Genomic DNA, 22,855 nt, shown 5'->3' with positions numbered 1-22,855 from the left:
CCGGCTTGGTGAGGGTTACGGTATGAAAGCAGAAGGTAAGGGCGTCGGCAGGTTCGGCGCGCGACGGGCGGTGACGCTCGCGGCGACGGCGACGATCGCATGCGGAGCCGTTCTGTCGCCAGCGGCGCTTTCCGCGCAGGAGGCCCAATCGACCGCGCGCGATCACGGTCCCGAATCCGTGGCGGATCTGGCGGAAAGCCTCACCGACGCCGTGGTCAACATCGCCATCCTGCAGAACGCCAAGTCCGATGGCGCGGAGGCGGATCAGGGATTCCCCTCGCCGAACCTGCCGGAAGGCTCGCCCTTCCAGGATCTGTTCGACGACTATTTCAAGAAGAAGGACGGCAACACCGACTCGAACGAGAAAGTCAGTTCGCTCGGCTCCGGCTTCGTGATCGATCCGGCCGGCTATATCGTCACCAACAACCACGTCATTGAAGGCGCCACCGATATCGAGGTCAATTTCGCCAATGGCTCGAAGCTCAAGGCGAAGCTCGTCGGCACCGACACCAAGACCGACCTCGCGGTGCTCAAGGTCGAGCCCAAGAAGCCGCTGCGCTTCGTGCGGCTCGGCGATTCCCGCAAGATGCGGATCGGCGACTGGGTGATGGCGATCGGCAATCCGTTCGGTCTCGGCGGTTCGGTGTCGGTCGGCATCATCTCGGCCCGCAACCGCAACATCAATGCCGGGCCCTATGACAATTTCATCCAGACCGACGCCGCCATCAACCGAGGCAATTCCGGCGGTCCGCTGTTCAACATGCATGGCGAGGTGATCGGCATCAACACCGCCATCATCTCTCCGACCGGCGGGTCGATCGGCATCGGCTTCGCAGTGCCGACGGAGATTGCCGCGAATGTCGTCAACCAGCTCCGGCTCTATGGCGAAACGCGGCGCGGCTGGCTCGGCGTGCGTATTCAGCCCGTCACCGAGGACATGATCGACACGTTGAAACTCGAGACGCCGCGCGGCGCGCTGATCTCCGGCGTCATCAAGGGGGGACCGGTCGACAACGGCGTGTTGAAGACCGGCGACATCGTGCTCAAGCTCGACGGCTTCGACGTGCGTGAAATGCGCGATCTTACCCGCATCGTCGCCGAAAGCCCGATCGGCAAGCCGCTCGACATGGTCATCCTGCGCGACGGCGCGGAGATGACGATCAAGGTGACGCTGGCCCGCCAGCCGGAAGAAGACGCCAAGGCGAAGACCGACGAGGCGGCTGCAACCAATCCTGAGCCCGACGCCGGCAAGGCCGATGACGCGGACAAGGGCGACAAGCCGGCCGGCATCACCCCTGACGATACGCTGGGATTGACGGTCGCAGCGCTGACGCCGGAAAATCGCAAGGAATTGAAGATCCCGGAATCCGTCGAGGGCGTTCTGGTGCTCGACGCGCCCGAGGACACCGAGGCCTATGCCAAGGGTATCCGCAAGGGCGACGTGATCGTCGAGGTCGCGCAGGATTTCGTCGATACGCCGGAGCAACTGGCGGAAAAGCTGGCCGGCCTCAAGGAAAACGATCGCCGCAACGCCTATCTGATGATCGCCAACGCCAAGGGCGAGTTGCGGCTGGTGGCGGTTCCGCTCGAATAGCAGCGGGAGGTCAGGCGAGCGGCGCGGCGCGCCATTCCTCCGCCGTGAGCGCATAGACGGCATGGCGTTTCAGATGCGGCATGTCGTCAGGAATGCGCGGAGAATCGAAATCCCGTTCCGGCTGACGCTTGAGGCCGATCCGCTCCATGACGGCGGTCGAGCGCCGGTTTTGGGTGACGGCGAAGCTGACGATTTCGTCGAGGCCCCGCGTCTCGAAGCCATAGCGCAGCAGCGCGCGTCCCGCCTCCGTCACATAGCCCTTGCCCCAATGGCGATGCGCCAGCCGCCAGCCGATCTCGATCGCGTCATCTGCAAAAATCCCTGAAACGGTAACTAGCGCCAGCCCGCAAAATCCGATCGGCTCATCCGTCTCGGCGAGCGCCAGGGCGTAGAAGCCGAAGCCGCGTTCGGTGATACGGCTGCGATTGAAATCGAACAGGGCGTCCGATTCCGCCCGGTCGCGGCGATGCGGGAAATACTCCATCACCACCGGATCGGAATTGATCTCATGGAAGAGATCGCGGTCGTCATCGCGCCAGTTGCGGATGATGAGGCGGGGCGTTTTCAGGATGAGCATGTCGGTCTATTCGGCAGGATTGCGTTCCAGGGTCTTCGTATAAGCGCGCAGCACACGATTGATCTCTGTGGTCGGATCATCCTGCCCGGTTGTGCGCCGAAAATCGGCCAGGATGTCGGGATCAATCGAAACCAATCCTACGCCGGAGCCCGACCGGCGACGCCCCGCAAACATCTGTTCCATCGACATTTCAGGCGCATCGCTGGTGTCGATGTCCCGATCGCCTTTCGCTTCAAGCGCGGCGAGTTCCGCCTGAAGCTCAGCGGACATCTCGTCCATGTCGGTAAACATGCGCTTCCCGAGCCGTGGCCCGACGGGCGCTGATGATGCGGATGATTTCTTGGCCATTGCGATCGCGACCCGTATGGACCACCAGTAACAGGGTTGCCGCGCCGATCATGCCGATCGAATGTTCGCGCGCCTCTCCATCGATGACTTCACCCTGGAATGTCCAAAGATGCGGATCCTTCCACGCTTGCGCCGCCAATTCGAACGACACGCCGTGTTTGGCTTTGTTGATCCGGTTCTTGTTTTCATCCCATTCGAACAGCATGAGCTTAGCCCAATCGGCGGCGCCTGTACACCGCCGAGCGTAGCGCGCGTCAGGCGTTATGGAAATCCGTCTTCCGATACCCCTGGATGTAGAGGAGCGCGGTGAGGTCGCCGTGATCGATGCGCATGCCGGCCTCGGCGGCGACAACAGGTTTCGCGTGCAGCGCGACGCCTGAGCCGGCGAGCTTGATCATGCCGAGGTCATTGGCGCCGTCGCCGACCGCCATGGCGTCTTCGGGCGAAATGCCGAGCTTGCCGGCGATGTCGAGCAGCGCGTCGACCTTGGCCTGCTTGCCGAGAATGGGTTCGGCGACCTCGCCGGTCAGCAGGCCATCGTCATGGAGAAGGATGTTGGCGCGGTTTTCATGAAAGCCGATCTGTTCGGCGATCGGGCCGGTGAAGACGGTGAAGCCGCCCGAGACGAGGGCGGTGTAATGCCCCTTGGCCTTCATCGTGCGTACGAGCTCAATGCCGCCGGGGGTCAGCGTGATGCGCTTGGCGATCACTTCGTCCACCACAGACAGCGGCAGGCCCTTGAGCAACGCGACCCGTTCGCGCAGGGCGGGCTCGAAGGCGATCTCGCCATTCATGGCGCGGGCGGTGATCGCCGCCACCAGATCCTTGAGGCCGACTTCGGCGGCGAGTTCGTCGATGCATTCCTGGCCGATCATGGTTGAGTCCATGTCGGCGATCAGCAGGCGCTTGCGGCGCGTTTCGTAGTCTTGCACGACCACGTCGATCGTTTCGCCGTCCAGCGCCTGTCGCAAAGCCGCATCGGCTTCTGGCGCGCTCACGCCGTCGCGCAGCGCGATGTCGGCGGCGACGCCATCGGCGAGCCAGTACAATCCCGATGCGGAAATCGCCGCCGCCGCCTTTTCAGCCAGACGCGGAACCAGTACAGGATGGGACGGATTGGCAATGAGAGTGGCGACAAGAGCCATCGGACTTCCTCGGATGGGTGAATGGACGCGATCCTGATAACCGGGCCGACGGCGAGCGGCAAGTCCGCTCTGGCGGCGGAGCTGGCGCAACGTCATTGCGGCGAGGTGATCAACGCCGACAGCATGCAGGTCTATTCGGTGCTCGACTGGCTGACGGCGCGACCGCGGCCGGAAGAGACGCGCAGCGCGGCGCATCATCTCTATGGCGTCGTTGCTCCGGACGAGGCGTTTTCCACGGGATCATGGCTGCGTCGGGTCGAGCCTCTGCTTGCCGACATCAAAGCGCGGGGCAAGTTGCCGGTCTTCGTCGGCGGAACTGGGCTCTACTTCAAGGCGCTGACCGGCGGCCTTTCCGAAATGCCCGAAATCCCCGAGGAGGTTCGCGCGTCATGGCGTCAGCGGCTCGTGGAAGAGGGGGCCGAGGCGCTGCATGCTGAGCTTGGCCGGCGCGATCCTGTGGCTGCGGCCACGCTCAATCCCGCCGATGGCCAACGCATCGTGCGGGCCCTGGAAATCCATTCCGTGACCGGCCGCTCGATCCGCGCGTTGCAGGAGGCCTCCGGACCTGCCTTGATCGACCCTGCCGCCGCACGCAAGATCATTCTCGAGCCCGACCGAAACCTGCTGCATGAGCGCATCAACCGACGCTTCAAGACAATGATGGAAGAGGGAGCGGTCGCCGAGGTCGAAGCGCTTCTGGCGCTCGGTCTGCCGGCCGCGATGCCGGCGATGAAGGCGATCGGCGTCGCACAGATCGCCGAGATGCTCGGCGGTAAAATCACCCGTGAGGAGGCGATCGAACGCTCCTCCGCCGCAACGCGCCAATACGCCAAACGGCAGTCGACCTGGTTCCGCAACCAGATGGATGCGAGCTGGACGAGAATCGGTTCGGCTTCAGAGTTGGGTCCGCTCAGCGCTTGATCAGACTGTCGAGCGGCTTTTTCAGAATGCTCTGGCGTCGCGCCAGGAGATCCTCACGCGGCATGGCGCCGCCGGTCGGGGCGTAAGGCGTCTCTTCACGCCGGTGTTCGGATTTCAGTAGTGATGAATAGCGGTCGAGCCGGGAATCGGCACGCGGCGCCTCCGGCTGCTCCACCCGCGCCTGGCCGGGCAGCATGCCCGGATTGTAGGGTTCGAGCGGCGAGGGACCGGGATCGGCGCGAAGGGCAGGCAGGTCGAGATCATCGCCGCCGGAGGCGGTGACGACGGCGTCGAAGATCGAGGCTTCCACCGCCGAAATACGCGACTGGAAATCGGAAATATCAGGCCCGCCCGTGGAGCGCATCCGGTCCACCACCATGCCGAGATTGATGGAGTTCGGATCGAGTTCGGCTTCCTCCACCTCCACGCCATGGGCGCTCGGCAGACGATTTTCGGGCACGCGGTTGAACTTCAGCCGCATCGGCACCGGCACCGCTTCGCCGAAGGCGATCGCCTCGCCATTGGCGAGCGAAGAGATGAAACTCAGCGCCGAACCGGATGAATTGGGCAGCGCCTTGCGGATGATGTCCTGGTCGCGTTCGTTCGAAAGCCGGAGCGAAAAGACGGTGGAGCATTGCGATAGAATGGTCTGGTCGAGTTCGCCGGGCCGCTGGGTGATGACGCCGAGCGAACAGCCATATTTGCGGCCTTCCTTGGCGATGCGGGCGATGGCCTGGCGGGTGGGCACGAAACCGAGATTGACGTCGGCCGGGACATAGCGATGCGCTTCTTCGCAGACGACGAGCAGTTTGACCGCGCCTTTGCTCCAGAGCGCGATTTCAAACGCCATGCGGCAGAGCACCGAGGCTACGGAATTGACGACTTCGGAGGGGATGCCGGCCAGCTGGAAGGTGCTGATCGGCCGGTCGCCGCCGGGAATGCGGAAGATGGTGGCGATCGTCTCGTTGATCGTGTCGCTGATCGTGTTGGATGAGAACATGAAGCGATAGCGGGGATCGTTGATCGCCGCCGCCAGCCTTAATTTGAGCGCGCGCAGGTATGGCTTTTCGTTGCGGCCGTCGAGTTTGCCGATGCGTTCGTCGATCAGCGCCATGAGATCGGCGATTCGATAGGGCACGGGCGTATCGGCGGTGATGCCGTTCTTCTCCGACAGCCGCCGCGAGCCGGCTTCGGCGCCGCGAAAGCCGCGCTTGGCTTCGGGGATCAAATCGCGTAGCGCATCGAGTTCGTCGGGAACGGCGGGGCGGCCGCGAAACAGAACTTCGGAAAACTCCTCCAGGCGAAACAGCCAGAAGGGCAGGTCGAGATTGCCGGTGTCGATCACCACGCTCTTGTCGGGGAATGCGGCGGCGAATTCGTTGTGCGGATCGAGGATCAGCACCCGGAGTTTGGGATCCGAGGCGATCGCCTCGCGCAGCAGCAGCGTCACGGCGGTCGACTTGCCTGATCCGGTGGAGCCGACGATGGCGAAGTGTCGCGACAGCATCGAGGGCATATGGATCGAGGCTTCGATCGATTCGTCCTGGCTGAGCCGTCCGACGATGCAGTTCTCGCGCTTGCCGTTGTCATAGATCCGCATCAGGTCCATCGAGCGGATCTGGTGAGCGGGGGCGCCGAGATAGGGATAGCTGGAAATGCCCGAGGAAAAGCGTTCGACGCCATCCGTTCCCGTCCGCACTTCGCCGACCAGTTCCAGATCGACGAGGAACTCATTGGCGGCGCCGGTTCGCCATTGGTCGGATGCAGAGCGCGCGGCGCGCGTCAGCGCGACGACGCGGCGGTCCTCGACGGCGATGGAGAGAAGTTTGCCGACCGTCAGCTGGCTGGCGACATCGCCGGCGTCGCCGCCGGTGACGGCGAGAAGGGTGGCGGTGGAGCCGTTGCAGGCCACGACATGGCCGAGCGCGCGAGAGGCGTCGCCATGGACGCGCCGCTCCTGCAAGCCCGCTTGTGGGGCGCTCTGCAACTCCCTGCTATACAAATGAATTCTCCAATAAGGCTTTAGCGGTCAAAACTAAGGCCCCGGAGTTAATTTCCTGTTTAGACACAGGCGCCCTGTTTCGGCACAGGGGCGCTTGCAGCATGTCTCGAAGCCGTCAGGCGGCGCGGGTGGTCGCCGCCACGCTCATGGCGTCGGCCTCGCTCATGGGGCGGCCGAAGAGATAGCCCTGGATGATATCCGGCATGAGCGGGGAGAGAATGTCCATCTCCTGCTCGGTCTCCACGCCTTCGAGCACGCAGCGCAGATCGAGATTGCGGCAGAGCGTGATGATGGCAGCGACGATCTGGCGGGAAGAGGGGCTGTCCGCCACCTTGCGGACGAAGCTCTTGTCGATCTTGACCTTGTTCAGCGGCAACTGGTCGAGATAGGCGAAGCTCGAATAGCCGGAACCGAAATCGTCGAGCGCGATGCGGCAACCGGCGCCGGCGATCAGGCGCAGGGATTCGCGGGCGGCGGGCAGATCGGTCATCACCGCGGTTTCGGTGATCTCGAATTCCACCCGCTCGGGTGCAATCCCGGAGGCCTGAATGCGCTCGATCAGCGCCTGGGTGAAAGCGGTGTCGGACACGTCCTGAGCGGAGAGGTTGAAGGACATCGACAGGCTTGTCGGCCAGCGGGCGAGCGTCTCCAGCATCTTGCTGAAGAGGATATCGGTGACCTTGTGGATCAATCCGGCGCGTTCGGCGGCGCAGATGAAGAGATCGGGGCGCACCGGCCCTAGAACCGCGCTGTTCCAGCGCGCGAGAGCCTCGAAGCTCCTGATTTCCTTGGCCGCCAGGTGCATCTGCGGCTGGAAGACCAGATAGAGTTCGCTTTCGAGGTCGGCCTCGCGCAAAGCGCGTTCGAGCGCATTGTTCTGCTGCAACTCCACATTCTCGCCGATGTCGAACAGGACCGAGCGGCCGCGGCTGTTCTTCTTGGCCTTGTAGAGCGCGAAGTCGGCTTTTTCATACAGTTCGGCGCAGGTGGCGCCGGTTTCGGGGAAATGGCTGAAGCCGGCGGAGGCGCCGACCGAAAGACGCAGGAAATGGATGGCGTAGGGTTCGGTGATCGCCGCGATCAGGCCGTCGCCGAACGCCTGGGTCTCCTCGGCGCTCATCTCGTCCTCGATGATCAGCGCGAATTCGTCGCCGCCGATCCGGCCGATGAACACACCTGTCTTGGCGATGCTGCGCAACCGGTCGGCGACGCTGACGAGCAACTGGTCGCCGACGATATGGCCGTAAATGTCGTTGATCGCCTTGAAGCCGTCGAGGTCGACAATGCCGAGCCGGAACGGCTTGCGCATCGACACCAGGTTCTCAAGCCTATCGAAGACGGAGCGGCGGTTGGGCAACAGCGTCAGGGGATCGGTGGCGGCGAGGCGCGCGGCGAGGAGGCGGGCTTCCACCTGCCGCACCATGGCCCGGCGCAGAAGCGACGCCATGCCGAAGGCTGCGAAACTGGTGGCGACGCCGATGAAAGCGAATTGGTGCTGCAGTTCGGGCGACGCGTGCCGGGAAAACCAGAACATGGCGCCGATCGACACTAGAATGCTGCCGATGGTCAGCCGGAGCGTCACGCCCGAGGTCGAAAACACCACCGCCATCAAGACGAAATAGATGAGTTTCGGCGCTTCGAAATGCAAAAGCATATAGGCGAAGACGTTCGAAAACATCAGCAGATTTGTGGCCAGTCCGCACAGTTCCAGCCGCCCGAGCGTCACGATCGATCTGTTCAAGGGCTTTTGGCGCATCCAGCCATAGGCCAGCGCGGTGAGCGCGCTGATGCCGGCGAGGATCGCCAGCGCAATCCCGCTCTCATCGCCCCAATGGGCGTAGGTCACGAAGATGTAATAGGCGCAGCCGGGCAGCAGGAAACCCCGGAGAATTGGCCGATAGGCGTCCGCGAGCGCTTGCGATCGCTCGATGTCGGTCCAAGCGTGCTTGCCTCTAAAAATGCGCAACGCTTTCATTGGCGCCGCCTGTCCGCCGGCATCGCCGTTCGCTGCCTGATTGCTCCGTGCCCCATCGCGCCCGATCGTCCCCTTATCTACGAGCGCGACTGTAGAACGGCAGTTTTTATTTTCAGTATAGATTATGCCCCAAAAAATCAGAATTCCTGCGGCGTTTTATTCATGCAAGCGTAAAATGCGCGAAGGATGCGCCTCAGGCGGCATTGAGCGCCCGGTCGACGATCACGAGCGGCATTCCCTGGCTGCAATGCTCGATGCGGGCTTCGACGCGATAGACGTCGCGCAGCATCTCCGGCGTGATCACCTTGCGGCTGGGGCCGCTGGCGATCAGCTGTCCGCCTGAAATCACCATGGTCTGGGCGCAGTAGCGGAGCGCATGGTTGAGATCGTGCAGGGCGATCAGCACGGCCATGCCCTGATCGGCGGCGAGCCCGCGCATGAAGTCGAGCACCTCGATCTGCCTGTGAAGATCGAGCGCGGATGTCGGCTCGTCCATGAGCAGTGTTTCCGGTCGCCTCACCAGCGCCTGCGCGATGGCCACCAACTGCCGCTGGCCGCCCGAAAGCGCGCCGAGATCGCGGAAGCCGAGATCGGTGATCTTGAGCGCGCCGAGGATGCGGTCGATGGCCGCGAGATCGCTTTCGGCCACGCGCCAGCCAGAACCCTGCTTGGCGGCGAGCAGCACGGATTCGTAGACGGTCAGCACGGCGTTGGCGCCGGTGTCCTGCGGCATGTAGCAGACCGGCAGGCGGCCTTCGCGCACATCTTCGATGGCCACGACGCCGGGACCGGACATGAGGCCCGCGATCCGCTTGAAGAGCGTGGACTTTCCGGCGGCGTTGGGGCCGATCAACGCGGTGAGTTCGCCGCCCTTCAGCCAGTCGGTGGTGATCTCGGCGAAGATCTCCGTGCGGCCGTAGCGGGCGCCGAGACCGTCCAGTTTCAGGCTCACCATGCGCGCCTCCTGTTGGTGAAGATCAGCGAGAAGAAGAAGGGCACGCCCACCAGCGCGGTGATGACGCCGATCGGCAGCACGGCGCCCGGAATGATCATCTTGGAGACGACTGACGTCGCCGACAGCAACAGAGCGCCGCTCAGGATGGAGCCGGGCAGGAAGAAGCGCTGGTCTTCGCCCACCAGCATGCGGGCGATATGCGGGCCGACGAGACCGACGAAGCCGATCGTGCCGACGAAGGAGACGGGAATGGCGGCGAGCAGGCTGACCAGCATCATGGTTTCGAGCCGGAGCGCCTTTACACGGACGCCGAGGCTCGCGGCCTTGTCGTCACCGAGCCGGAGCGCGGTCAGCGCCCAGGCGCGGCGGGCGAAGAGCGGCGTGCACAGGAGGAGGGCGAGCGCCGTCACGCCGACCTTGGACCAGGTGGCCTTGGTCAGACTGCCCATCGTCCAGAACACCACGGCGGCCAACGCCTGTTCGGAAGCGAGATATTCCAGCAGCGACAGAAGCGCGTTGAAGGTGAAGACCAGCGCGATGCCGAGCAGCACGATGGTTTCCACCGTCACGCCGCGCAGCGTCGACATGCCATAGATGAACAGCGACGCGAGCATCGCCATCAGGAATGCGTTGATCGGCACCATATATTGCACGGCGGCCGGATAGATCGCCACGCCCCCGACCAGGCCGAGCGCCGCGCCGAAGCCGGCGGCGGCGGAAATGCCGAGCGTGAAGGGGCTGGCGAGCGGGTTGGCGAGAATGGTCTGCATCTGCGCGCCGGCCAGCGACAGACAAGCGCCGACCGTGACCGCCATCAGCGCGATCGGCATGCGGATGTCCCAGATCACCACGCGCAGCTGATTGGCGACCTCGGACGGCGTGAAGATTGCCGAGAGGACTTCGCTGAGCGAGTAGCGCGCCGGGCCGAGACCCATGTCGAGGGCAATGGTGAAGACGAGCGCGGCGACGAGACCGACGAGAATGAAGATCCGACGCGCGGCGAGGGCGCGGTATTTCACCGCGCCCTCGACCAGACCGTCGTCCTGAGGAATTGCCGCCATGCGCGACCGCCTTTCGAAAGGAAAAGCCGGCGCTTGCGCGCCGGCTCGGGCATCAATGACCCGAATTCAGGGAGACGAAGTAGCCGCTGCGGTACTCCACCGGCAGGAAGCGCTTGTGCAGTTCGGCGAAAGTCGCTTCCGGATCGACGTCCTTGAACAGATCCGGATGCAGCCACTTGGCGATCTGCTGAACGGCCACGAACTGGTAGGGATTGTTGTAGAACTGGTGCCAGATGGCGTGGACATTGCCGTCCTTGACCGCCTTCACATCCGTGAAGGCCGGGCGCTGCATCAGCGCGGCGAGCTTCTTGGCGGCGACGGCCTTGTCCGCGCCGGGACCGACGCCGATCCATGCGCCGCCGGGAACGTAAAGCTCCCAATTGGCGCCGGTCACGATGATCTGGTCCGGATTAGAGGCGGTGATCTGTTCAGGGTTCACGGTGCCGAAGGTGCCGGGAATGATGTCCTTGGCCATGTTCACGCCGCCGGCGAGCTCCACCATCTTGCCGAAATTCTCCGAGCCGAAGGACATGCAGCAATCGTCGCTATAGCCGCCGGCGCGTTCGATGAAGGTCAGCGGCTTCTTGAGATCCTTGGCGGCGGCGAGCCGGTCGGTGACCAGCTTCAGCTGCTCGTCATGGAACTTCACGAATTCCTCGGCGCGCTCTTCCTTGCCATAGAGTTTGCCGATCAGCCGCATGGAAGGATCGGTGTTTTCCATCGCCTTTTCGCGGAAATCGACATAGACGAGCGGAATGCCGAGCTTGTCGAGCTTTTCGATATAGCCGCTTTCCTCGGTCGCCGACTTGGCGTCGATATTCATGATGATGACGTCGGGCTTCAGCGTCACCGCCTGCTCGATGTCGAACGTGCCGTCCTTCATGCCACCGAAGGTCGGGATCTTGTCCATTTCGGGGAATTTATCGAGATAGGCGTTATAGCCGTCGAGATCGGCCTTCTTGAAATCGTCGCGCCAACCGACGACGCGCTTGAACGGCGCCTCGGTGTCGAGAGCCGCGGTGAAATAGATCTGGCGTCCTTCGCCGAGAATGACGCGCTCGACCGGCACGCTGACCTTGACCTCGCGGCCGGTGATATCCTTGACGGTCACGAGTTCGCCAGCCAGGGCGGAGCCTGACAGAAGGGTGCAGGCGATCGAGGCGGCGACAGCCACCTTATTGAAAATAAACATCTTTACTTGTCCCGATTGGTTGGGTTAACTGCGACTTATAATTCATGATTAATGTAGTCAACTATTATCTTTTCGAACGATTCCAGACTGGGATGAAAGGATGGCCATGACCGCCAGAGCCAACGACGGCGCCAATCATGATTTGAGAGACGAGATCAAGGCTTACTGGTCGGCCAGGGCCGAGACCTTCGACACGCAGCCGGGACATGAGATTTTTTCGGAGGCCGAGCGACTGGCCTGGCTCGCTCTTTTTCGTCGGCATATCGGCGAAGGGCAGGGGCGGCGCGCGCTCGACCTCGCCTGCGGGACTGCGGTGATCAGCCATCTCCTCGATGAACTCGGTTTCGACGTGACCGGCCTGGATTGGGCGGAGCCGATGCTGGAGCGCGCGCGGTCGAAGGCGAAGTCGCGCGGACGGAAGATCCGCTTTCTGATGGGCGACGCCGAGAATACGATGGAGCCTGACGAGGCCTATGACGTTATCGTCAACCGCCATCTCGTCTGGACGCTGGTCGATCCGCTCTCCTGTTTCAGGGAATGGCGGCGGGTGCTGAAGCCGGGCGGGACGCTGCTGATCGTCGACGGCGATTTCGTCAACACCACGCCGCTTGCACGGCTGTTCGGCGGCTTGGCCGCCTGGATCGGCCGGTTGAGTGGCAAGACGCCCCCTCAGCATGGAGCGGGGCCAGACCTCGCTGCGACGCATCGGAGCATCCTGTCGCGGGTGCATTTCTCAAGCGGCGCGCGCGCCGAGGACGTGGCGGCGCTGCTGCAGGAAGCGGGGTTTCATGACATCGTCGTCGACGCAAAACTCGGGGCAATCCATAGGGCGCAGAGGGTTGATTTCGGTCTGTTGAAATGGCTCGAAAGAGCGGCGCAGCACCGGTATGTCATTTCGGCGCGCCGCTGACCGATCAAGTCGAGGCGGCGATCAATTCGGCGGCGGCGGTGTCCGACATCGGGCGACCGAAAAGATAACCCTGGATGATGTCAAGCTTCATGTCCGAGAGGGCGGCGAGCTCCGTCTCGGTTTCGACGCCCTCGAGAACGCAACGCAGGTGAAGCCTCTCGCACAGCGCCACCACGCTGGCGACGATTTCGCGCGCAGCGCCGGGTTCCGTTGCGTCCTGAACGAATGTGCGATCCAGCTTGATCTTGTCGAGCGGCAGGACGCGCAGATGCTGAAGGCTCGAATAGCCTGAGCCGAAATCATCGAGCGCGATGCGGCAGCCGGCCTCGGCGAGAATCGACAAGGCTCGATGCGCGGCGTCCTGGTCTGTGAGGATCGCCGTTTCCGTGACTTCGAACTCAACGCGCTCTGGGGCGACGCCCGATTGGCGCACAAGTTCCAGAAGGCTGGCCACAAAGTTCATGTCGCCTGCGTCCTGTGCGGACAGATTGAAGGACATGCCGATCCGCTCCGGCCAGGCGGCCAGCGTGGCCAGACCCTTGGCCACCACCACGGATGTTATCGCCTTGATCTGTCCCGTGCGCTCGGCTGCGCCGATAAAGACGCCCGGCGGCACGGGGCCGAGAGCAGGGCTGTTCCATCGCGCCAGAGCCTCGAAGCTCTCCGGCCTACGGTCGGCGAGGCAAACCTGCGGCTGGTAAAGCAGGTGCAATTCCCGATCGAAATCCGCGAGACGCAAGGCCTGTTCGAGCGTCTCTTTTTGCTTTTGTTCTGCGGCCTCAGCCTCATTGTAGATCACGACGCAACCGCGGGCGTTTTGTTTGGCCTTGTAGAGTGCGAAATCTGCGTTTTCATAAAGGCGACGGGCTTCGGCCGCCATGCCGGGAAACGAGACGAGCCCGATTGACGCGCCGATCTTCAGGTCGACCGGTTCCAGCCGATAGCGCTCGGAAACTGCGTTGATCACCTTGCGGGCCGCATTGGTCGCCATTTCTGCTGTGCAGGCTCCCATGAAGACCAGCGCGAATTCGTCGCCGCCGATCCGCCCGACCATCAGGTCGCCGTCGGACATCTGCTGCAGTCTTTCTGCGACCGCGCACAAGAGATCGTCGCCGACCGAATGTCCGTGCTGATCATTCACCAGCTTGAAACCATCCAGATCGAGGACGGCGAACCAGAACGGCTGCGCTTGAAGCGTGAGCCGGTCGAGATTGTCAAAGACCGCGCGCCGGTTTTCGATTCCTGTCAGAGGATCGATGAAGGCCTGCCTCTCCAGCTCGCCGGCATAATTCTGGGCAAGGTTGCGGGCCCGGATCTGGTCGATGAGGACGCTGCGCAGGGCCCCGAAGGCCCCGATCACCACCGCCACCGTGGCCGCCGCCAGTCGCAGATATTCGGTATCCGCATCCGGCACGCAGACATAGACATAGACGCCAAGCGTGGCGATCGGCGCCGCGACGCTCAAGATCGTCAGGCGCGCGGTGGCGCTGCCGATCGCGAACACCATCGCGATGAGCAGGAGATAGACAAGCTTCGATTCTTTGAAGTCGGTCTGAATGTAGACGATTACGTCGACATAAAGCAGCACTTGCAGCGCGAGGCACAATCTTTCCATGATGGCGAGAGTGACCGTCTTGCGCGATTTCAGCCAAAGATACGCCGCGCCAAAAACGATGCTCGTCACGAGGCTGCAGGACGTCGTCAGGTAACGCGTCGGGGTTAGCCCTGCAAGGATGGAGTCGAGCGTCTTGTAGGGGAAATAGACGATGCCGGCGAGCAGGAGATAGGACATCACCGACCGGTGGGTGTCCGCAATGGCGGCATTCTCGCTCACCGTGAGAATCTTCTTCATGTAGGAAAATGCGCTCTTGATGGACAATGTCGGGCTCCAGGAAAGATGCGGTTCGGTCCCAATGCGATTGTTGAAATTCCCCATGCCCTGCTCAATCTCGTATTTTTACCAAAATCAAGCCAATACTTACCAAGCGTAGTGATTTGGGGGCCGATTTCCCGAATATGTTAAATCGTTGTATTAGATAGATAAGATTGGCTGCCGGTTCCGGTTCTAGCGCTCGCGGGTCTTTCCTTCTGTCGCGGTTGACGTCCGGTGAATTTCGCTCTATGCAGGGCCCATGATCAAATTCGCAAACATTCTTGTAGTGGGAAGGCGCATGGGCAGGACGGTGTGACCGTCCGGCAATAGCCACCCATGCGCAAAACGAGGCTCCTCCGGGGGCCTTTTTTTATGCCCTGAAACTTGGTAATGCGCGCGACAATTCGAAGGGAAGGACCAGAGACAATGAGCGACATGCGGATGACGGGGGCGGAGATCGTCCTGCAAGCCTTGCGGGACAATGGCGTCCAGCACATTTTCGGTTATCCCGGCGGCGCCGTGCTGCCGATCTATGACGAAATCTTCCAGCAGGACGACATCCAGCACATTCTCGTCCGTCACGAACAGGGCGCGGGCCATGCCGCCGAAGGCTATGCGCGCTCCACCGGCAAGGTCGGCGTCATGCTGGTCACCTCCGGCCCGGGAGCGACGAACGCTGTGACGCCGTTGCAGGACGCGCTGATGGATTCCATCCCGCTCGTCTGCATCACCGGCCAGGTTCCGACCACGCTCATCGGCTCCGACGCCTTCCAGGAATGCGACACGGTCGGCATCACGCGCCCCTGCACCAAGCACAACTGGCTGGTCAAGGACGTCAACGATCTCGCCCGCGTGCTGCATGAAGCCTTCCGCATCGCTCAGACCGGTCGGCCGGGTCCTGTCGTCGTCGACATCCCGAAGGACGTGCAGTTCGCCACCGGCACTTACGTGCCGCCCTCCGAAGTGCCGCTGAAGGCCAACTACCAGCCGAAGATCCAGGGCGACCTGAGCGAGATCGAAAAGGCCGTGGCGCTCCTGGCCGGCGCGCGCAAGGGCGTCATCTATTCCGGCGGCGGCGTGATCAATTCCGGTCCGGTCGCGTCCAAGCTGCTGCGCGAACTGGTCGACCTCACGGGCTTCCCGATCACCTCGACGCTGATGGGTCTCGGCGCCTATCCGGCCTCCGGTCCGGCCTGGCTCGGCATGCTCGGCATGCACGGCACCTACGAGGCCAATATGGTCATGCATGACTGCGACGTCATGCTCTGTGTCGGCGCGCGCTTCGACGACCGCATTACCGGCCGCCTGAACGCGTTTTCGCCGAATTCGAAGAAGATCCATATCGACATCGATCCCTCTTCGATCAACAAGAACGTCAATGCCGACGTTCGCGTCGTCGGGGACACCGCCTCGGTGCTCGAGGACATGCTGAGGATCTATCGCTCCCAGGCGAAAGCCGCCTCCAAGGATCGTCTCGCCGACTGGTGGGCGCAGATCCAGAAATGGCGCGGCCGCAACTCGCTCGCCTACACAAAGAGCAACGACGTGATCATGCCGCAATACGCCATCGAGCGGCTCTACGAACTGACCAAGGATCGCGACACCTACATCACCACCGAAGTGGGCCAGCACCAGATGTGGGCGGCGCAGTTCTACAAGTTCGAAGAGCCGAACCGCTGGCTGACCTCCGGCGGGCTCGGCACGATGGGCTACGGCCTGCCGGCGGCGCTCGGCGCGCAGATCGCCCATCCGGAGAGCCTGGTCATCGACATCGCCGGCGACGCCTCGATCCAGATGTGCATTCAGGAAATGTCGGCGGCGGTGCAGTATAACGCCCCGATCAAGATCTTCATCCTGAACAACCAGTATATGGGCATGGTGCGCCAGTGGCAGCAGCTGCTGCACGGCAACCGCCTGTCCAACTCCTACACCGAGGCGATGCCCGATTTCGTCAAGCTGGCCGAAGCCTATGGCGGCAAGGGCATCCGCTGCGAAAAGCCCGAGGATCTCGACGCGGCGATCATCGAGATGATCGAAAGCCCGCTGCCGGTGATCTTCGACTGCCGCGTCGCCAATCTCGCCAACTGCTTCCCGATGATCCCGTCGGGCAAGGCGCATAACGAGATGCTCTTGCCGGACGAGGCGACCGATGAAGTGGTTGCCAACGCCATCGACGCCAAGGGCCGCCAGCTGGTTTGATAAAGATCGGCGGGAGGGATATGCTCGAGCATGTCCTTCCCGCCCGGAGATCTCGATGGCCAAGGTGAAGATCAGTCCCGACGACGTGGTGGCGCTGCCGAAAGCGGTGCTCGAGGCGCATGGCATCGCCGAAGGCGACGATGTTGAGGTGTCTGGCGATCGCAAAGAGGTGCGGCTGAGAGTTGCGTCTACGGTGGCGGAGCCTCAGCGCAAGCTGACGCCGGATGAGTTCGTTGCCGGGCTTCCGCGCTACAAGGGACCGGCGATCACCGATGCGCTCATTGAAGAGGCGATCGCTGAGGAAGTCCGGGAACGTTGGGAGCGGAAGAGTCGGTAGCCATGGACATCCGCGTCGTCGATACCAATGTGCTCGTTCGATATCTCGCAAGAGACGACAGCGAGCAATGGGAGGTCGCAGCGAAAATCTTCAGCCAAGGGGATGTTCTGTTGCTGTCCACGGTGCTGCTGGAAACGGAGTGGGTGCTTCGCAAGGTGCTCAAACTGGATAAGGCTTCGACGCTGAACTTGCTCCGGCGACTGGCGATGTTGTCCACAGTGGCGATCGAGGAGTCAGAACGGTTTCAATGGGCGCTGGAACTGAGTGAGAACGGTCTCGATTTTGCTGACGCCTTTCACCTCGCATCCATGCGATCCGGCGGAACCTTCATAACTTTCGACCGCGCTTTTGCGCGGGCGGCGCAGAAATCTCAGAATTCAGTCAGCGTCGAGCTGGCGCACTAAACACAAGGGCAGGAAACAGACATGAACGCACATCTTCAGCCGACCGGTTCGGCCTATTTCATCTCCAAGGAAACCGAGCTTGCCGAAAGCCATACGCTATCGGTTCTGGTGTCGAATGAACCGGGCGTGCTCGCCCGTGTCATCGGCCTGTTCTCGGGCCGCGGCTACAATATTGAGAGCCTGACGGTGTCGGAGACGGAGCATAAGTCGCATCTGTCGCGCATCACCATCGTCACCCGCGGCACGCCGCATGTGCTCGAACAGATCAAGACCCAGCTCGACCGCATCGTGCCGGTGCATCGCGTCGTCGATCTGACTGTCCGCGCCCGCGAAATGGGCCAGGAGCGTCCGATCGAGCGCGAATTGGGCCTGATCAAGGTGGCGGGCAACGGCGAACATCGTGTTGAAGCGCTGCGGCTCGCCGACGCCTTCCGCGCCAAGGTCATCGACGCCACCACCGATCATTTCGTGTTCGAAATCACCGGCAAGCCGTCGAAGATCGACCAGTTCATCGCCATCATGCAGCCGCTCGGTCTGATCGAAGTCTGCCGCACCGGCATCGCCGCGATGAATCGCGGCTCGCAGGGCATGTAAGGCTGAATTCTAGCCCGCTCGCGGTCAGATCATCTCGAGCGGGATCTTCCGGCTCGGCCGGGGAAACAGCCGGTCGAGCGTCGCCAAGGTTTCGGACGTCAGCCTGATTTCCGCCGAGGCGCGGTTTTCCGCCACGCGTTCGGCGCGGCTGCTTTTGGGGATGGCGATCACGCCGGCCTGTCCCAGGAGATAGGCGAGCGCAACCTGCGCCGGCGTCGCCTGATGCGCCTTGGCGAGGCGGATGAGGTCAGGGTGGCTCAATAATTTGCCCTGCTCGATGGGCGAATAGGCCATGATCGACACGCCATGTTCGCGGCAGAAGGGGATCAGGTCCACCTCCGGCCCTCTGCGGGCGAGATTGTAGAGGATCTGGTTGACGAGGCAGTTCTCGCCGCCGTCCACGTCCAACAATTCAGCCATGTCGTCGGTGTCGAAGTTCGACACGCCCCAACCGCCGATCTTTCCCTCCTGCTTCAATTGCTCGAAAGCGGCGACGGTGTCTGCAAGCGGGTGTTCGCCGCGCCAGTGCAGGAGATAGAGATCGATGCGATCGACGCCGAGCCGCTTGAGGCTGCGTTCGCAGGCGTCGATCGTTCCCTGGCGGCTGGCGTTCCACGGATAGACTTTGCTGACCAGGAACACGTCGCCGCGGCGGCCGCGGATCGCCTCGGCAACCACCTTTTCCGCCCCGCCTTCGGCATACATTTCCGCCGTGTCGATCAGGGGCAGGCCGAGATCGAGGCCATGGCGGAGGCTTGCCGCTTCCGCAGCCGTCTGTGAGGCGCTTTCGCCCATCATCCAGGTGCCCTGGCCGAGAGTGGGAAATTCGGCGCCGTTCTTCAGGCGGAGCGTCGGGATCGGGGCAACGGGCATCATGTATCTCCTTGCGTTCATTCTGATCATTGCAGAGCCGACGCCAAGGATCAATTTTCGTTCATGGTTGCTCAAGATTTGTCATTGGACAGAACATCCGCGACCTCTATCGTCCCCCGGACTTGATGAGGGTCCCATGTCGCCTGAAATACTGCTGTCGCTAGTCCTGTTCGCCTTCACCACCTCGATCACCCCTGGCCCCAACAATATGATGCTGCTGGCCTCGGGCGTGAATTTCGGGTTGAGACGGACGATCCCGCATATGGTCGGCATTGAAGTCGGCTTCGGCAGCCTGCTGATCGCCTGTGGTTTCGGGCTGGGGGCGCTGCTCGAGGCGGCGCCGATCGTCTATACGCTGCTGAAGATCGCCGGCGGGCTCTACCTTCTTTATATCGCCTGGTCGATCGGCATGTCGCGTTCGCTGGGCGAGGGGGGCGAAGTGGGCGAGCCGATGCGCTTCTGGTCTGCGGCGGCGTTCCAGTGGGTCAATCCCAAAGCCTGGGTGATGGCGGTGTCGTCGATGGCCGCCTATGCCGATCCCGCCCATCCTGTGCTATCGGTATTCGTGGTCGCCTTCGCCTTCCTGCTGCTGGCGCTGCCGTGCCAGGGCGGCTGGACCGTGTTCGGGGCGCTTCTGCGCGACTGGCTTTCCGAGCCGGTGCGGCTGAAATGGTTCAATCTCACCATGGCGGGGCTCCTGGTGTTGAGCCTGTGGCCGATGCTGCGCTGACCTGATTTTCCGAGTCTCCGCAAAGGCTTGGCGCCAAATGCTTCAGTTCATGAAGAGAGTCAGGTCCGGCTTGTTGAGCATCAGCCAGAAGATGCCGACGACGGCGGCGAAGGCGGGAAAGCCGCAGGCGAACCAGATGCGATAGAGCCTGAAATAGGCCAACGGCAGGGGCGCGCCTTCCGCGGCGGCGCGGCGGGCGAGATCGCGCAGACGGATCTGGATCGCCACCACCGGCAGCCAGAACAAGCCGGTGAAGACGTAGAGCGCGAGTGACACCAGGATCCAGCCCTCGGTCAACGGCCAGCCGATTTCGCGCGCGAGCAGATAGCCCGTGATGGGCTGCAGGATTGCTGCGGTGGCCGTGAACAGCGTGTCGGCGATCACCACCGTGCCGGAGACATGGGCGATGAGGCGCGCGTCACGACTGCGATGCGCCATGACCATGAAGAAGGCGATGCCCGCGCCCGTGCCCAGGAGCACGGCGGCGCCGGCGACATGGGCGAGCCGAAGGAAGGGTTCGATCTCCATCAGCGTTCATCCAGAATGGCGAGCGCCACGAGAGTCAGCGCGAGCGATGGCGTCACCTTGACGAGCGGTCCGAGCGGATCGAGCCAGAGGTCCGGCTGCAGAAGCGTTCCGCCGACGATATAGGCCAGCGATGTCGCCAGCATGCCCCAAAGCGCTCGTCGCGACCATGGCCTCACGGCAACGGCCAGACCGAGGGCGATGTCGAGCGCGCAGGTGGCGAGGGTCACGCCGAGCGCTGCGCTCCAGGGCATGAAAGGCAGGAAATTCGCGCCCGCCCGCATGGGATCGAGAAGCGGGATCAATCCCGACAACAGCCAGAACAGCGATAGCGTGAAGAAGAGGAGCGGCTTCTTGAAATAGAGCCGTGCGAACCACAGATCCTGGACGCCGGCGGGATGGGCGGCCAAAGTCTGCCCCGCATTCAACAAGCCCTCGACCGGCGATCGCGCCGTCAGGCCGCCGGACATGACCCTGAGCGCCGTCGACCGCAAAGGCGAGCGCCAGCCGAGACGGCCGAGCAGGTCCGCAACCGCGCCCACGGGGCGGCCCACCAGCGCCGGAAGGGCGATGACGGGCGCGTCGGGCAGGCCGAGCCAGCGGCGATGCAGCTTGACGAGTTCGGCGAGCGTCGGGATCTCGGGGCTGGCAAGATGCAGATCTGCTCCCGCCTGCGTCTCGCCTTCGACGGCGGCGACGACCTCGGCCGCTACGTCGCTCAGCGCGACGGTCGCGACCGGGCTGTCGTGGTCGATGAGCGGCAGGACGAAGGGCAGGGCGGCGAGCGCCCTGATGAGCGCCGTGCCGCCGAAAGCATTACGGCCGATCACCAAGGCGGGGCGCAGAATGACGTGGTCGAGGCCGGAGGCCTTCAACGCATCGTCGGCGGCGCGCTTGGTGGCGAGGAAAGCGGCGTCGGCGCCCGCGCCATCGGTATCGGCCGAGATCTGCACGATGCGGCGTATCTTCTGTGTCCGGGCGGCGGCGTTGTAGAGCGCGAGCATCGCATCGCGCTGGGTGGCGGCGAGATTATCGGACAGGCCGTCCTGCAGCGCGCCAGCGCAATTGACGACGACCTCGACGCCGTCCAAAAGTCGAGTCCAGTCAGAGGCTTGCCGGAAGCCGCTAAGATCTGAAGTCAGCCAGCTCACATCGCGATTCAACTGCGCTTCGCGCGCTTCGGCGCGTCGTGTGTTGCGGCCTAAAGCCAGGATCTGATGACTGCGGGTGGCGAGCGCATCGGTGATGGCCGAACCGATGAAGCCGGTGGCTCCGAGGATCAGAATTTTCATGCGCATTGCTCCGCTTGCTAGCCTGCCGGTATAGCCTTGGCTTGCTTCTCTGGCCAGTCAGCAACGTGACGCATCTTTTGGCTTCTCTCGTCTGCAAATTTTAGACTTCGGGCATTGCAAACCGGTTGAAAGGTATGTGTCGTTAATGCTTATTTAGGGTAATCTTCAAAGGTTTTCGGGGGAGGCTGGCAATGGCGACGACATATTACACCTTCGACAATATCGGCTCTGGCGTCCGCGCGGTGCTTACGGCAAATTCTGGTCTCTATGTCGATAGTGGGGTCACCCTGGGGTCCACTGATGACTATGGCGTCGAGGGCACGGGAGTTAGCTTGAGATTGTCCATCTACGGAACGGTTGCAGGCAATTCGGGCGGCGTCTCTCTGAGCAGCGGCTCCGGTGTGTTGCGCGTTTATGACAGCGGGGCGCTCACATCCGCCACCTCGTCCAGCGAAGCACTTCTGATTGGCGGCGGGGCGACCTATCAGGTCTACAATGACGGCTCAATTCTTGGAGAGACGGGAGTTCGGTTCGAGGGCGCCGTGGATGCCCGAATAGTCAATCGAGGCACGATTGAAGGCATTGAAAGCGGAATCGTGTCTGAAGCGTCGACCACCGTCACATCGTCTATCAGTGTATTGAACTACGGCGAAATCAATGTTTTGCGATCTATTCCCGCGATCGCGTTTGGTGGTCAGGAAGAAAATGTCGTGTTCAACGATGGGCGCATCAACGGCTATATCTATCTCGGCGCCGGGGACGACACATATGTCGGGACGACCGCGAAGCCGATCGACGAGGGACTTCTGAAATACCTGCTGGCCTCACAGAATTCCCCACTGTCGGTCTCGTCCTATGTGTTCGGCGGAGACGGCGTCGACACCTTCATCGGCGGCAAGGCCACGGATCTCTTCCAAGGGGAGGCTGACGCCGACGTCCTCAATGGTGGGGCGGGCAAGGATTATCTCACCGGCGGGCTCGACAAGGACAGCCTGAGCGGCGGGGACGGCGCGGACGTCTTCACGATCTCGGAGGTGGAGGACAGCACGCTGTCCAATCCGGACCGCATCCTCGATTTCAGCCTGAAGCAGAAGGATCAGCTGGCGTTCAGCTCGTCGGTTGACGCCAACACGCTTCTTGGGGGGAGCCAGGATTTTGATTTCATCGGCTCCACGAAGTTCTCGGGCGATGCTGGGGAACTTCGTTTCCGCTACAAAGGCGATTTAACCTATCTGGAAGGAAATATCGACGCGGACAAGACAGCGGAGTTCCGGGTCATCTTCGAAGGAAAGATCGCGTTTACGGAAGACAGTTTCTTGCTTTGAAAGATCCTGCGGGGTCTGCTTTG

General features: G+C 62.5%; 22 protein-coding genes. 9 read left to right on the top strand and 13 right to left on the bottom strand.

Annotation, left to right across the window (positions count from 1 at the left end):
• Positions 1-22: 22 nt before the first annotated feature.
• On the top strand, positions 23-1,594 hold the full coding sequence (locus E8Q41_RS23065; RefSeq protein ID WP_137157916.1) for a Do family serine endopeptidase: 1,572 nt from the start codon (positions 23-25) through the stop codon (positions 1,592-1,594).
• A gap of 10 nt (positions 1,595-1,604) precedes the next feature.
• Here E8Q41_RS23065 and E8Q41_RS23060 read toward each other — a convergent pair whose 3' ends face one another.
• The 4 genes from E8Q41_RS23060 to serB are packed head-to-tail and all read right to left on the bottom strand — an operon-like array spanning position 1,605 to position 3,664.
• Entirely contained in the window at positions 1,605-2,171 is a 567-nt protein-coding gene (locus tag E8Q41_RS23060; RefSeq protein WP_137157915.1) for a GNAT family N-acetyltransferase, read from the bottom strand.
• Between the two features lie 6 nt (positions 2,172-2,177).
• Entirely contained in the window at positions 2,178-2,462 is a 285-nt protein-coding gene (locus E8Q41_RS23055) for a hypothetical protein (RefSeq protein ID WP_137157914.1), read from the bottom strand.
• Complete coding sequence (locus tag E8Q41_RS23050; RefSeq protein ID WP_137157913.1) at positions 2,431-2,724, bottom strand: BrnT family toxin; 294 nt, start codon at positions 2,722-2,724, stop codon at positions 2,431-2,433. Before E8Q41_RS23050 ends, E8Q41_RS23055 begins: the two co-directional genes overlap by 32 nt.
• Before the next feature lie 49 nt (positions 2,725-2,773).
• Positions 2,774-3,664: a phosphoserine phosphatase SerB gene (serB, locus tag E8Q41_RS23045; RefSeq protein WP_137157912.1), complete on the bottom strand. Its 891-nt coding sequence runs from the start codon at positions 3,662-3,664 to the stop codon at positions 2,774-2,776.
• 21 nt (positions 3,665-3,685) lie between these two features.
• Here serB and miaA point away from each other — a divergent pair, with 21 nt between their 5' ends.
• Positions 3,686-4,585 carry a tRNA (adenosine(37)-N6)-dimethylallyltransferase MiaA gene (miaA, locus tag E8Q41_RS23040; protein WP_137157911.1) on the top strand — a complete coding sequence of 300 codons (900 nt, stop codon included), beginning with the start codon at positions 3,686-3,688 and terminating at the stop codon, positions 4,583-4,585.
• Here the strand turns inward: miaA and E8Q41_RS23035 are convergent.
• From E8Q41_RS23035 to E8Q41_RS23015, 5 genes are all read right to left on the bottom strand, one after another.
• Positions 4,575-6,587, bottom strand: a complete 2,013-nt coding sequence (locus E8Q41_RS23035; RefSeq protein WP_137157910.1) for a DUF87 domain-containing protein — start codon at positions 6,585-6,587, stop codon at positions 4,575-4,577. The genes miaA and E8Q41_RS23035 overlap by 11 nt on opposite strands.
• Before the next feature lie 115 nt (positions 6,588-6,702).
• Positions 6,703-8,562: an EAL domain-containing protein gene (locus E8Q41_RS23030; RefSeq protein WP_205910416.1), complete on the bottom strand. Its 1,860-nt coding sequence runs from the start codon at positions 8,560-8,562 to the stop codon at positions 6,703-6,705.
• Positions 8,563-8,755: 193 nt separating this feature from the next.
• Entirely contained in the window at positions 8,756-9,517 is a 762-nt protein-coding gene (locus E8Q41_RS23025; protein WP_137157909.1) for an ABC transporter ATP-binding protein, read from the bottom strand.
• On the bottom strand, positions 9,511-10,578 hold the full coding sequence (locus E8Q41_RS23020; RefSeq protein ID WP_137157908.1) for an iron ABC transporter permease: 1,068 nt from the start codon (positions 10,576-10,578) through the stop codon (positions 9,511-9,513). The genes E8Q41_RS23025 and E8Q41_RS23020 overlap by 7 nt, the downstream gene beginning before the upstream one ends.
• Positions 10,579-10,630: 52 nt before the next feature.
• Positions 10,631-11,770 (bottom strand): ABC transporter substrate-binding protein, encoded by a 1,140-nt coding sequence (locus E8Q41_RS23015; protein ID WP_137157907.1) that lies wholly within the window; start codon positions 11,768-11,770, stop codon positions 10,631-10,633.
• A 106-nt stretch (positions 11,771-11,876) separates the two neighbouring features.
• Between E8Q41_RS23015 and E8Q41_RS23010 the strand changes: the two genes are divergently transcribed.
• On the top strand, positions 11,877-12,680 hold the full coding sequence (locus E8Q41_RS23010) for a class I SAM-dependent methyltransferase (protein WP_137157906.1): 804 nt from the start codon (positions 11,877-11,879) through the stop codon (positions 12,678-12,680).
• Between the two features lie 4 nt (positions 12,681-12,684).
• Here E8Q41_RS23010 and E8Q41_RS23005 read toward each other — a convergent pair whose 3' ends face one another.
• Positions 12,685-14,559 carry an EAL domain-containing protein gene (locus E8Q41_RS23005; RefSeq protein WP_170976590.1) on the bottom strand — a complete coding sequence of 625 codons (1,875 nt, stop codon included), beginning with the start codon at positions 14,557-14,559 and terminating at the stop codon, positions 12,685-12,687.
• Positions 14,560-14,979: 420 nt separating this feature from the next.
• On the opposite strand from E8Q41_RS23005, the gene E8Q41_RS23000 reads away from it, so the two are divergent.
• The 4 genes from E8Q41_RS23000 to ilvN are packed head-to-tail and all read left to right on the top strand — an operon-like array spanning position 14,980 to position 18,087.
• Positions 14,980-16,752, top strand: coding sequence for an acetolactate synthase 3 large subunit (locus E8Q41_RS23000; RefSeq protein ID WP_281405316.1), 1,773 nt, complete (start codon positions 14,980-14,982; stop codon positions 16,750-16,752).
• Positions 16,753-16,807: 55 nt separating this feature from the next.
• The gene (locus E8Q41_RS22995) at positions 16,808-17,089 is read left to right on the top strand and encodes a hypothetical protein (protein ID WP_137157904.1); all 282 of its coding nucleotides are present in this window, start codon (positions 16,808-16,810) and stop codon (positions 17,087-17,089) included.
• Positions 17,090-17,091: 2 nt separating this feature from the next.
• Positions 17,092-17,493: a type II toxin-antitoxin system VapC family toxin gene (locus E8Q41_RS22990; RefSeq protein ID WP_137157903.1), complete on the top strand. Its 402-nt coding sequence runs from the start codon at positions 17,092-17,094 to the stop codon at positions 17,491-17,493.
• A gap of 21 nt (positions 17,494-17,514) precedes the next feature.
• Positions 17,515-18,087, top strand: a complete 573-nt coding sequence (ilvN, locus tag E8Q41_RS22985; RefSeq protein ID WP_137157902.1) for an acetolactate synthase small subunit — start codon at positions 17,515-17,517, stop codon at positions 18,085-18,087.
• Positions 18,088-18,111: 24 nt separating this feature from the next.
• On the opposite strand, the gene E8Q41_RS22980 is transcribed toward ilvN, so the two are convergent.
• Complete coding sequence (locus tag E8Q41_RS22980) at positions 18,112-18,960, bottom strand: aldo/keto reductase (protein ID WP_137157901.1); 849 nt, start codon at positions 18,958-18,960, stop codon at positions 18,112-18,114.
• Positions 18,961-19,096: 136 nt separating this feature from the next.
• Between E8Q41_RS22980 and E8Q41_RS22975 the strand changes: the two genes are divergently transcribed.
• Positions 19,097-19,690 carry a LysE family translocator gene (locus E8Q41_RS22975; protein WP_137157900.1) on the top strand — a complete coding sequence of 198 codons (594 nt, stop codon included), beginning with the start codon at positions 19,097-19,099 and terminating at the stop codon, positions 19,688-19,690.
• A 42-nt stretch (positions 19,691-19,732) separates the two neighbouring features.
• On the opposite strand, the gene E8Q41_RS22970 is transcribed toward E8Q41_RS22975, so the two are convergent.
• Both E8Q41_RS22970 and E8Q41_RS22965 read right to left on the bottom strand, forming a co-directional pair.
• Positions 19,733-20,218 (bottom strand): DUF2269 domain-containing protein, encoded by a 486-nt coding sequence (locus tag E8Q41_RS22970; RefSeq protein WP_137157899.1) that lies wholly within the window; start codon positions 20,216-20,218, stop codon positions 19,733-19,735.
• The gene (locus E8Q41_RS22965) at positions 20,218-21,507 is read right to left on the bottom strand and encodes an SDR family oxidoreductase (RefSeq protein WP_137157898.1); all 1,290 of its coding nucleotides are present in this window, start codon (positions 21,505-21,507) and stop codon (positions 20,218-20,220) included. The genes E8Q41_RS22970 and E8Q41_RS22965 overlap by 1 nt, the downstream gene beginning before the upstream one ends.
• Positions 21,508-21,698: 191 nt before the next feature.
• Here E8Q41_RS22965 and E8Q41_RS22960 point away from each other — a divergent pair, with 191 nt between their 5' ends.
• Entirely contained in the window at positions 21,699-22,832 is a 1,134-nt protein-coding gene (locus E8Q41_RS22960; protein WP_137157897.1) for a M10 family metallopeptidase C-terminal domain-containing protein, read from the top strand.
• The last annotated feature ends 23 nt before the right edge of the window (positions 22,833-22,855 follow it).

Origin of the sequence: Rhizobium sp. FKL33 (assembly GCF_005222915.1) — a bacterium.
In the GTDB taxonomy this organism is placed as follows: Bacteria; Pseudomonadota; Alphaproteobacteria; order Rhizobiales; family Rhizobiaceae; genus Rhizobium_E.
This window is presented reverse-complemented; position numbering and strand designations above follow the sequence as displayed.

What these genes read in the sequence shown, in the direction of transcription:
- ilvN (WP_137157902.1), top strand. Translation starts at nt 17,515, where the DNA reads ATGAACGCACATCTTCAGCCGACCGGTTCGGCCTATTTCATCTCCAAG.
- E8Q41_RS23050 (WP_137157913.1), bottom strand. Translation starts at nt 2,724, where the DNA reads ATGCTGTTCGAATGGGATGAAAACAAGAACCGGATCAACAAAGCCAAA.
- E8Q41_RS23020 (WP_137157908.1), bottom strand. Translation starts at nt 10,578, where the DNA reads ATGGCGGCAATTCCTCAGGACGACGGTCTGGTCGAGGGCGCGGTGAAA.
- E8Q41_RS22975 (WP_137157900.1), top strand. Translation starts at nt 19,097, where the DNA reads ATGTCGCCTGAAATACTGCTGTCGCTAGTCCTGTTCGCCTTCACCACC.
- E8Q41_RS23015 (WP_137157907.1), bottom strand. Translation starts at nt 11,770, where the DNA reads ATGTTTATTTTCAATAAGGTGGCTGTCGCCGCCTCGATCGCCTGCACC.
- serB (WP_137157912.1), bottom strand. Translation starts at nt 3,664, where the DNA reads ATGGCTCTTGTCGCCACTCTCATTGCCAATCCGTCCCATCCTGTACTG.
- E8Q41_RS23010 (WP_137157906.1), top strand. Translation starts at nt 11,877, where the DNA reads ATGACCGCCAGAGCCAACGACGGCGCCAATCATGATTTGAGAGACGAG.
- E8Q41_RS23055 (WP_137157914.1), bottom strand. Translation starts at nt 2,462, where the DNA reads ATGTTTACCGACATGGACGAGATGTCCGCTGAGCTTCAGGCGGAACTC.
- E8Q41_RS22960 (WP_137157897.1), top strand. Translation starts at nt 21,699, where the DNA reads ATGGCGACGACATATTACACCTTCGACAATATCGGCTCTGGCGTCCGC.
- miaA (WP_137157911.1), top strand. Translation starts at nt 3,686, where the DNA reads ATGGACGCGATCCTGATAACCGGGCCGACGGCGAGCGGCAAGTCCGCT.
- E8Q41_RS22980 (WP_137157901.1), bottom strand. Translation starts at nt 18,960, where the DNA reads ATGCCCGTTGCCCCGATCCCGACGCTCCGCCTGAAGAACGGCGCCGAA.
- E8Q41_RS22995 (WP_137157904.1), top strand. Translation starts at nt 16,808, where the DNA reads ATGGCCAAGGTGAAGATCAGTCCCGACGACGTGGTGGCGCTGCCGAAA.
- E8Q41_RS23065 (WP_137157916.1), top strand. Translation starts at nt 23, where the DNA reads ATGAAAGCAGAAGGTAAGGGCGTCGGCAGGTTCGGCGCGCGACGGGCG.
- E8Q41_RS22990 (WP_137157903.1), top strand. Translation starts at nt 17,092, where the DNA reads ATGGACATCCGCGTCGTCGATACCAATGTGCTCGTTCGATATCTCGCA.
- E8Q41_RS22965 (WP_137157898.1), bottom strand. Translation starts at nt 21,507, where the DNA reads ATGAAAATTCTGATCCTCGGAGCCACCGGCTTCATCGGTTCGGCCATC.
- E8Q41_RS23030 (WP_205910416.1), bottom strand. Translation starts at nt 8,562, where the DNA reads ATGAAAGCGTTGCGCATTTTTAGAGGCAAGCACGCTTGGACCGACATC.
- E8Q41_RS23025 (WP_137157909.1), bottom strand. Translation starts at nt 9,517, where the DNA reads ATGGTGAGCCTGAAACTGGACGGTCTCGGCGCCCGCTACGGCCGCACG.
- E8Q41_RS23060 (WP_137157915.1), bottom strand. Translation starts at nt 2,171, where the DNA reads ATGCTCATCCTGAAAACGCCCCGCCTCATCATCCGCAACTGGCGCGAT.
- E8Q41_RS23000 (WP_281405316.1), top strand. Translation starts at nt 14,980, where the DNA reads ATGAGCGACATGCGGATGACGGGGGCGGAGATCGTCCTGCAAGCCTTG.
- E8Q41_RS22970 (WP_137157899.1), bottom strand. Translation starts at nt 20,218, where the DNA reads ATGGAGATCGAACCCTTCCTTCGGCTCGCCCATGTCGCCGGCGCCGCC.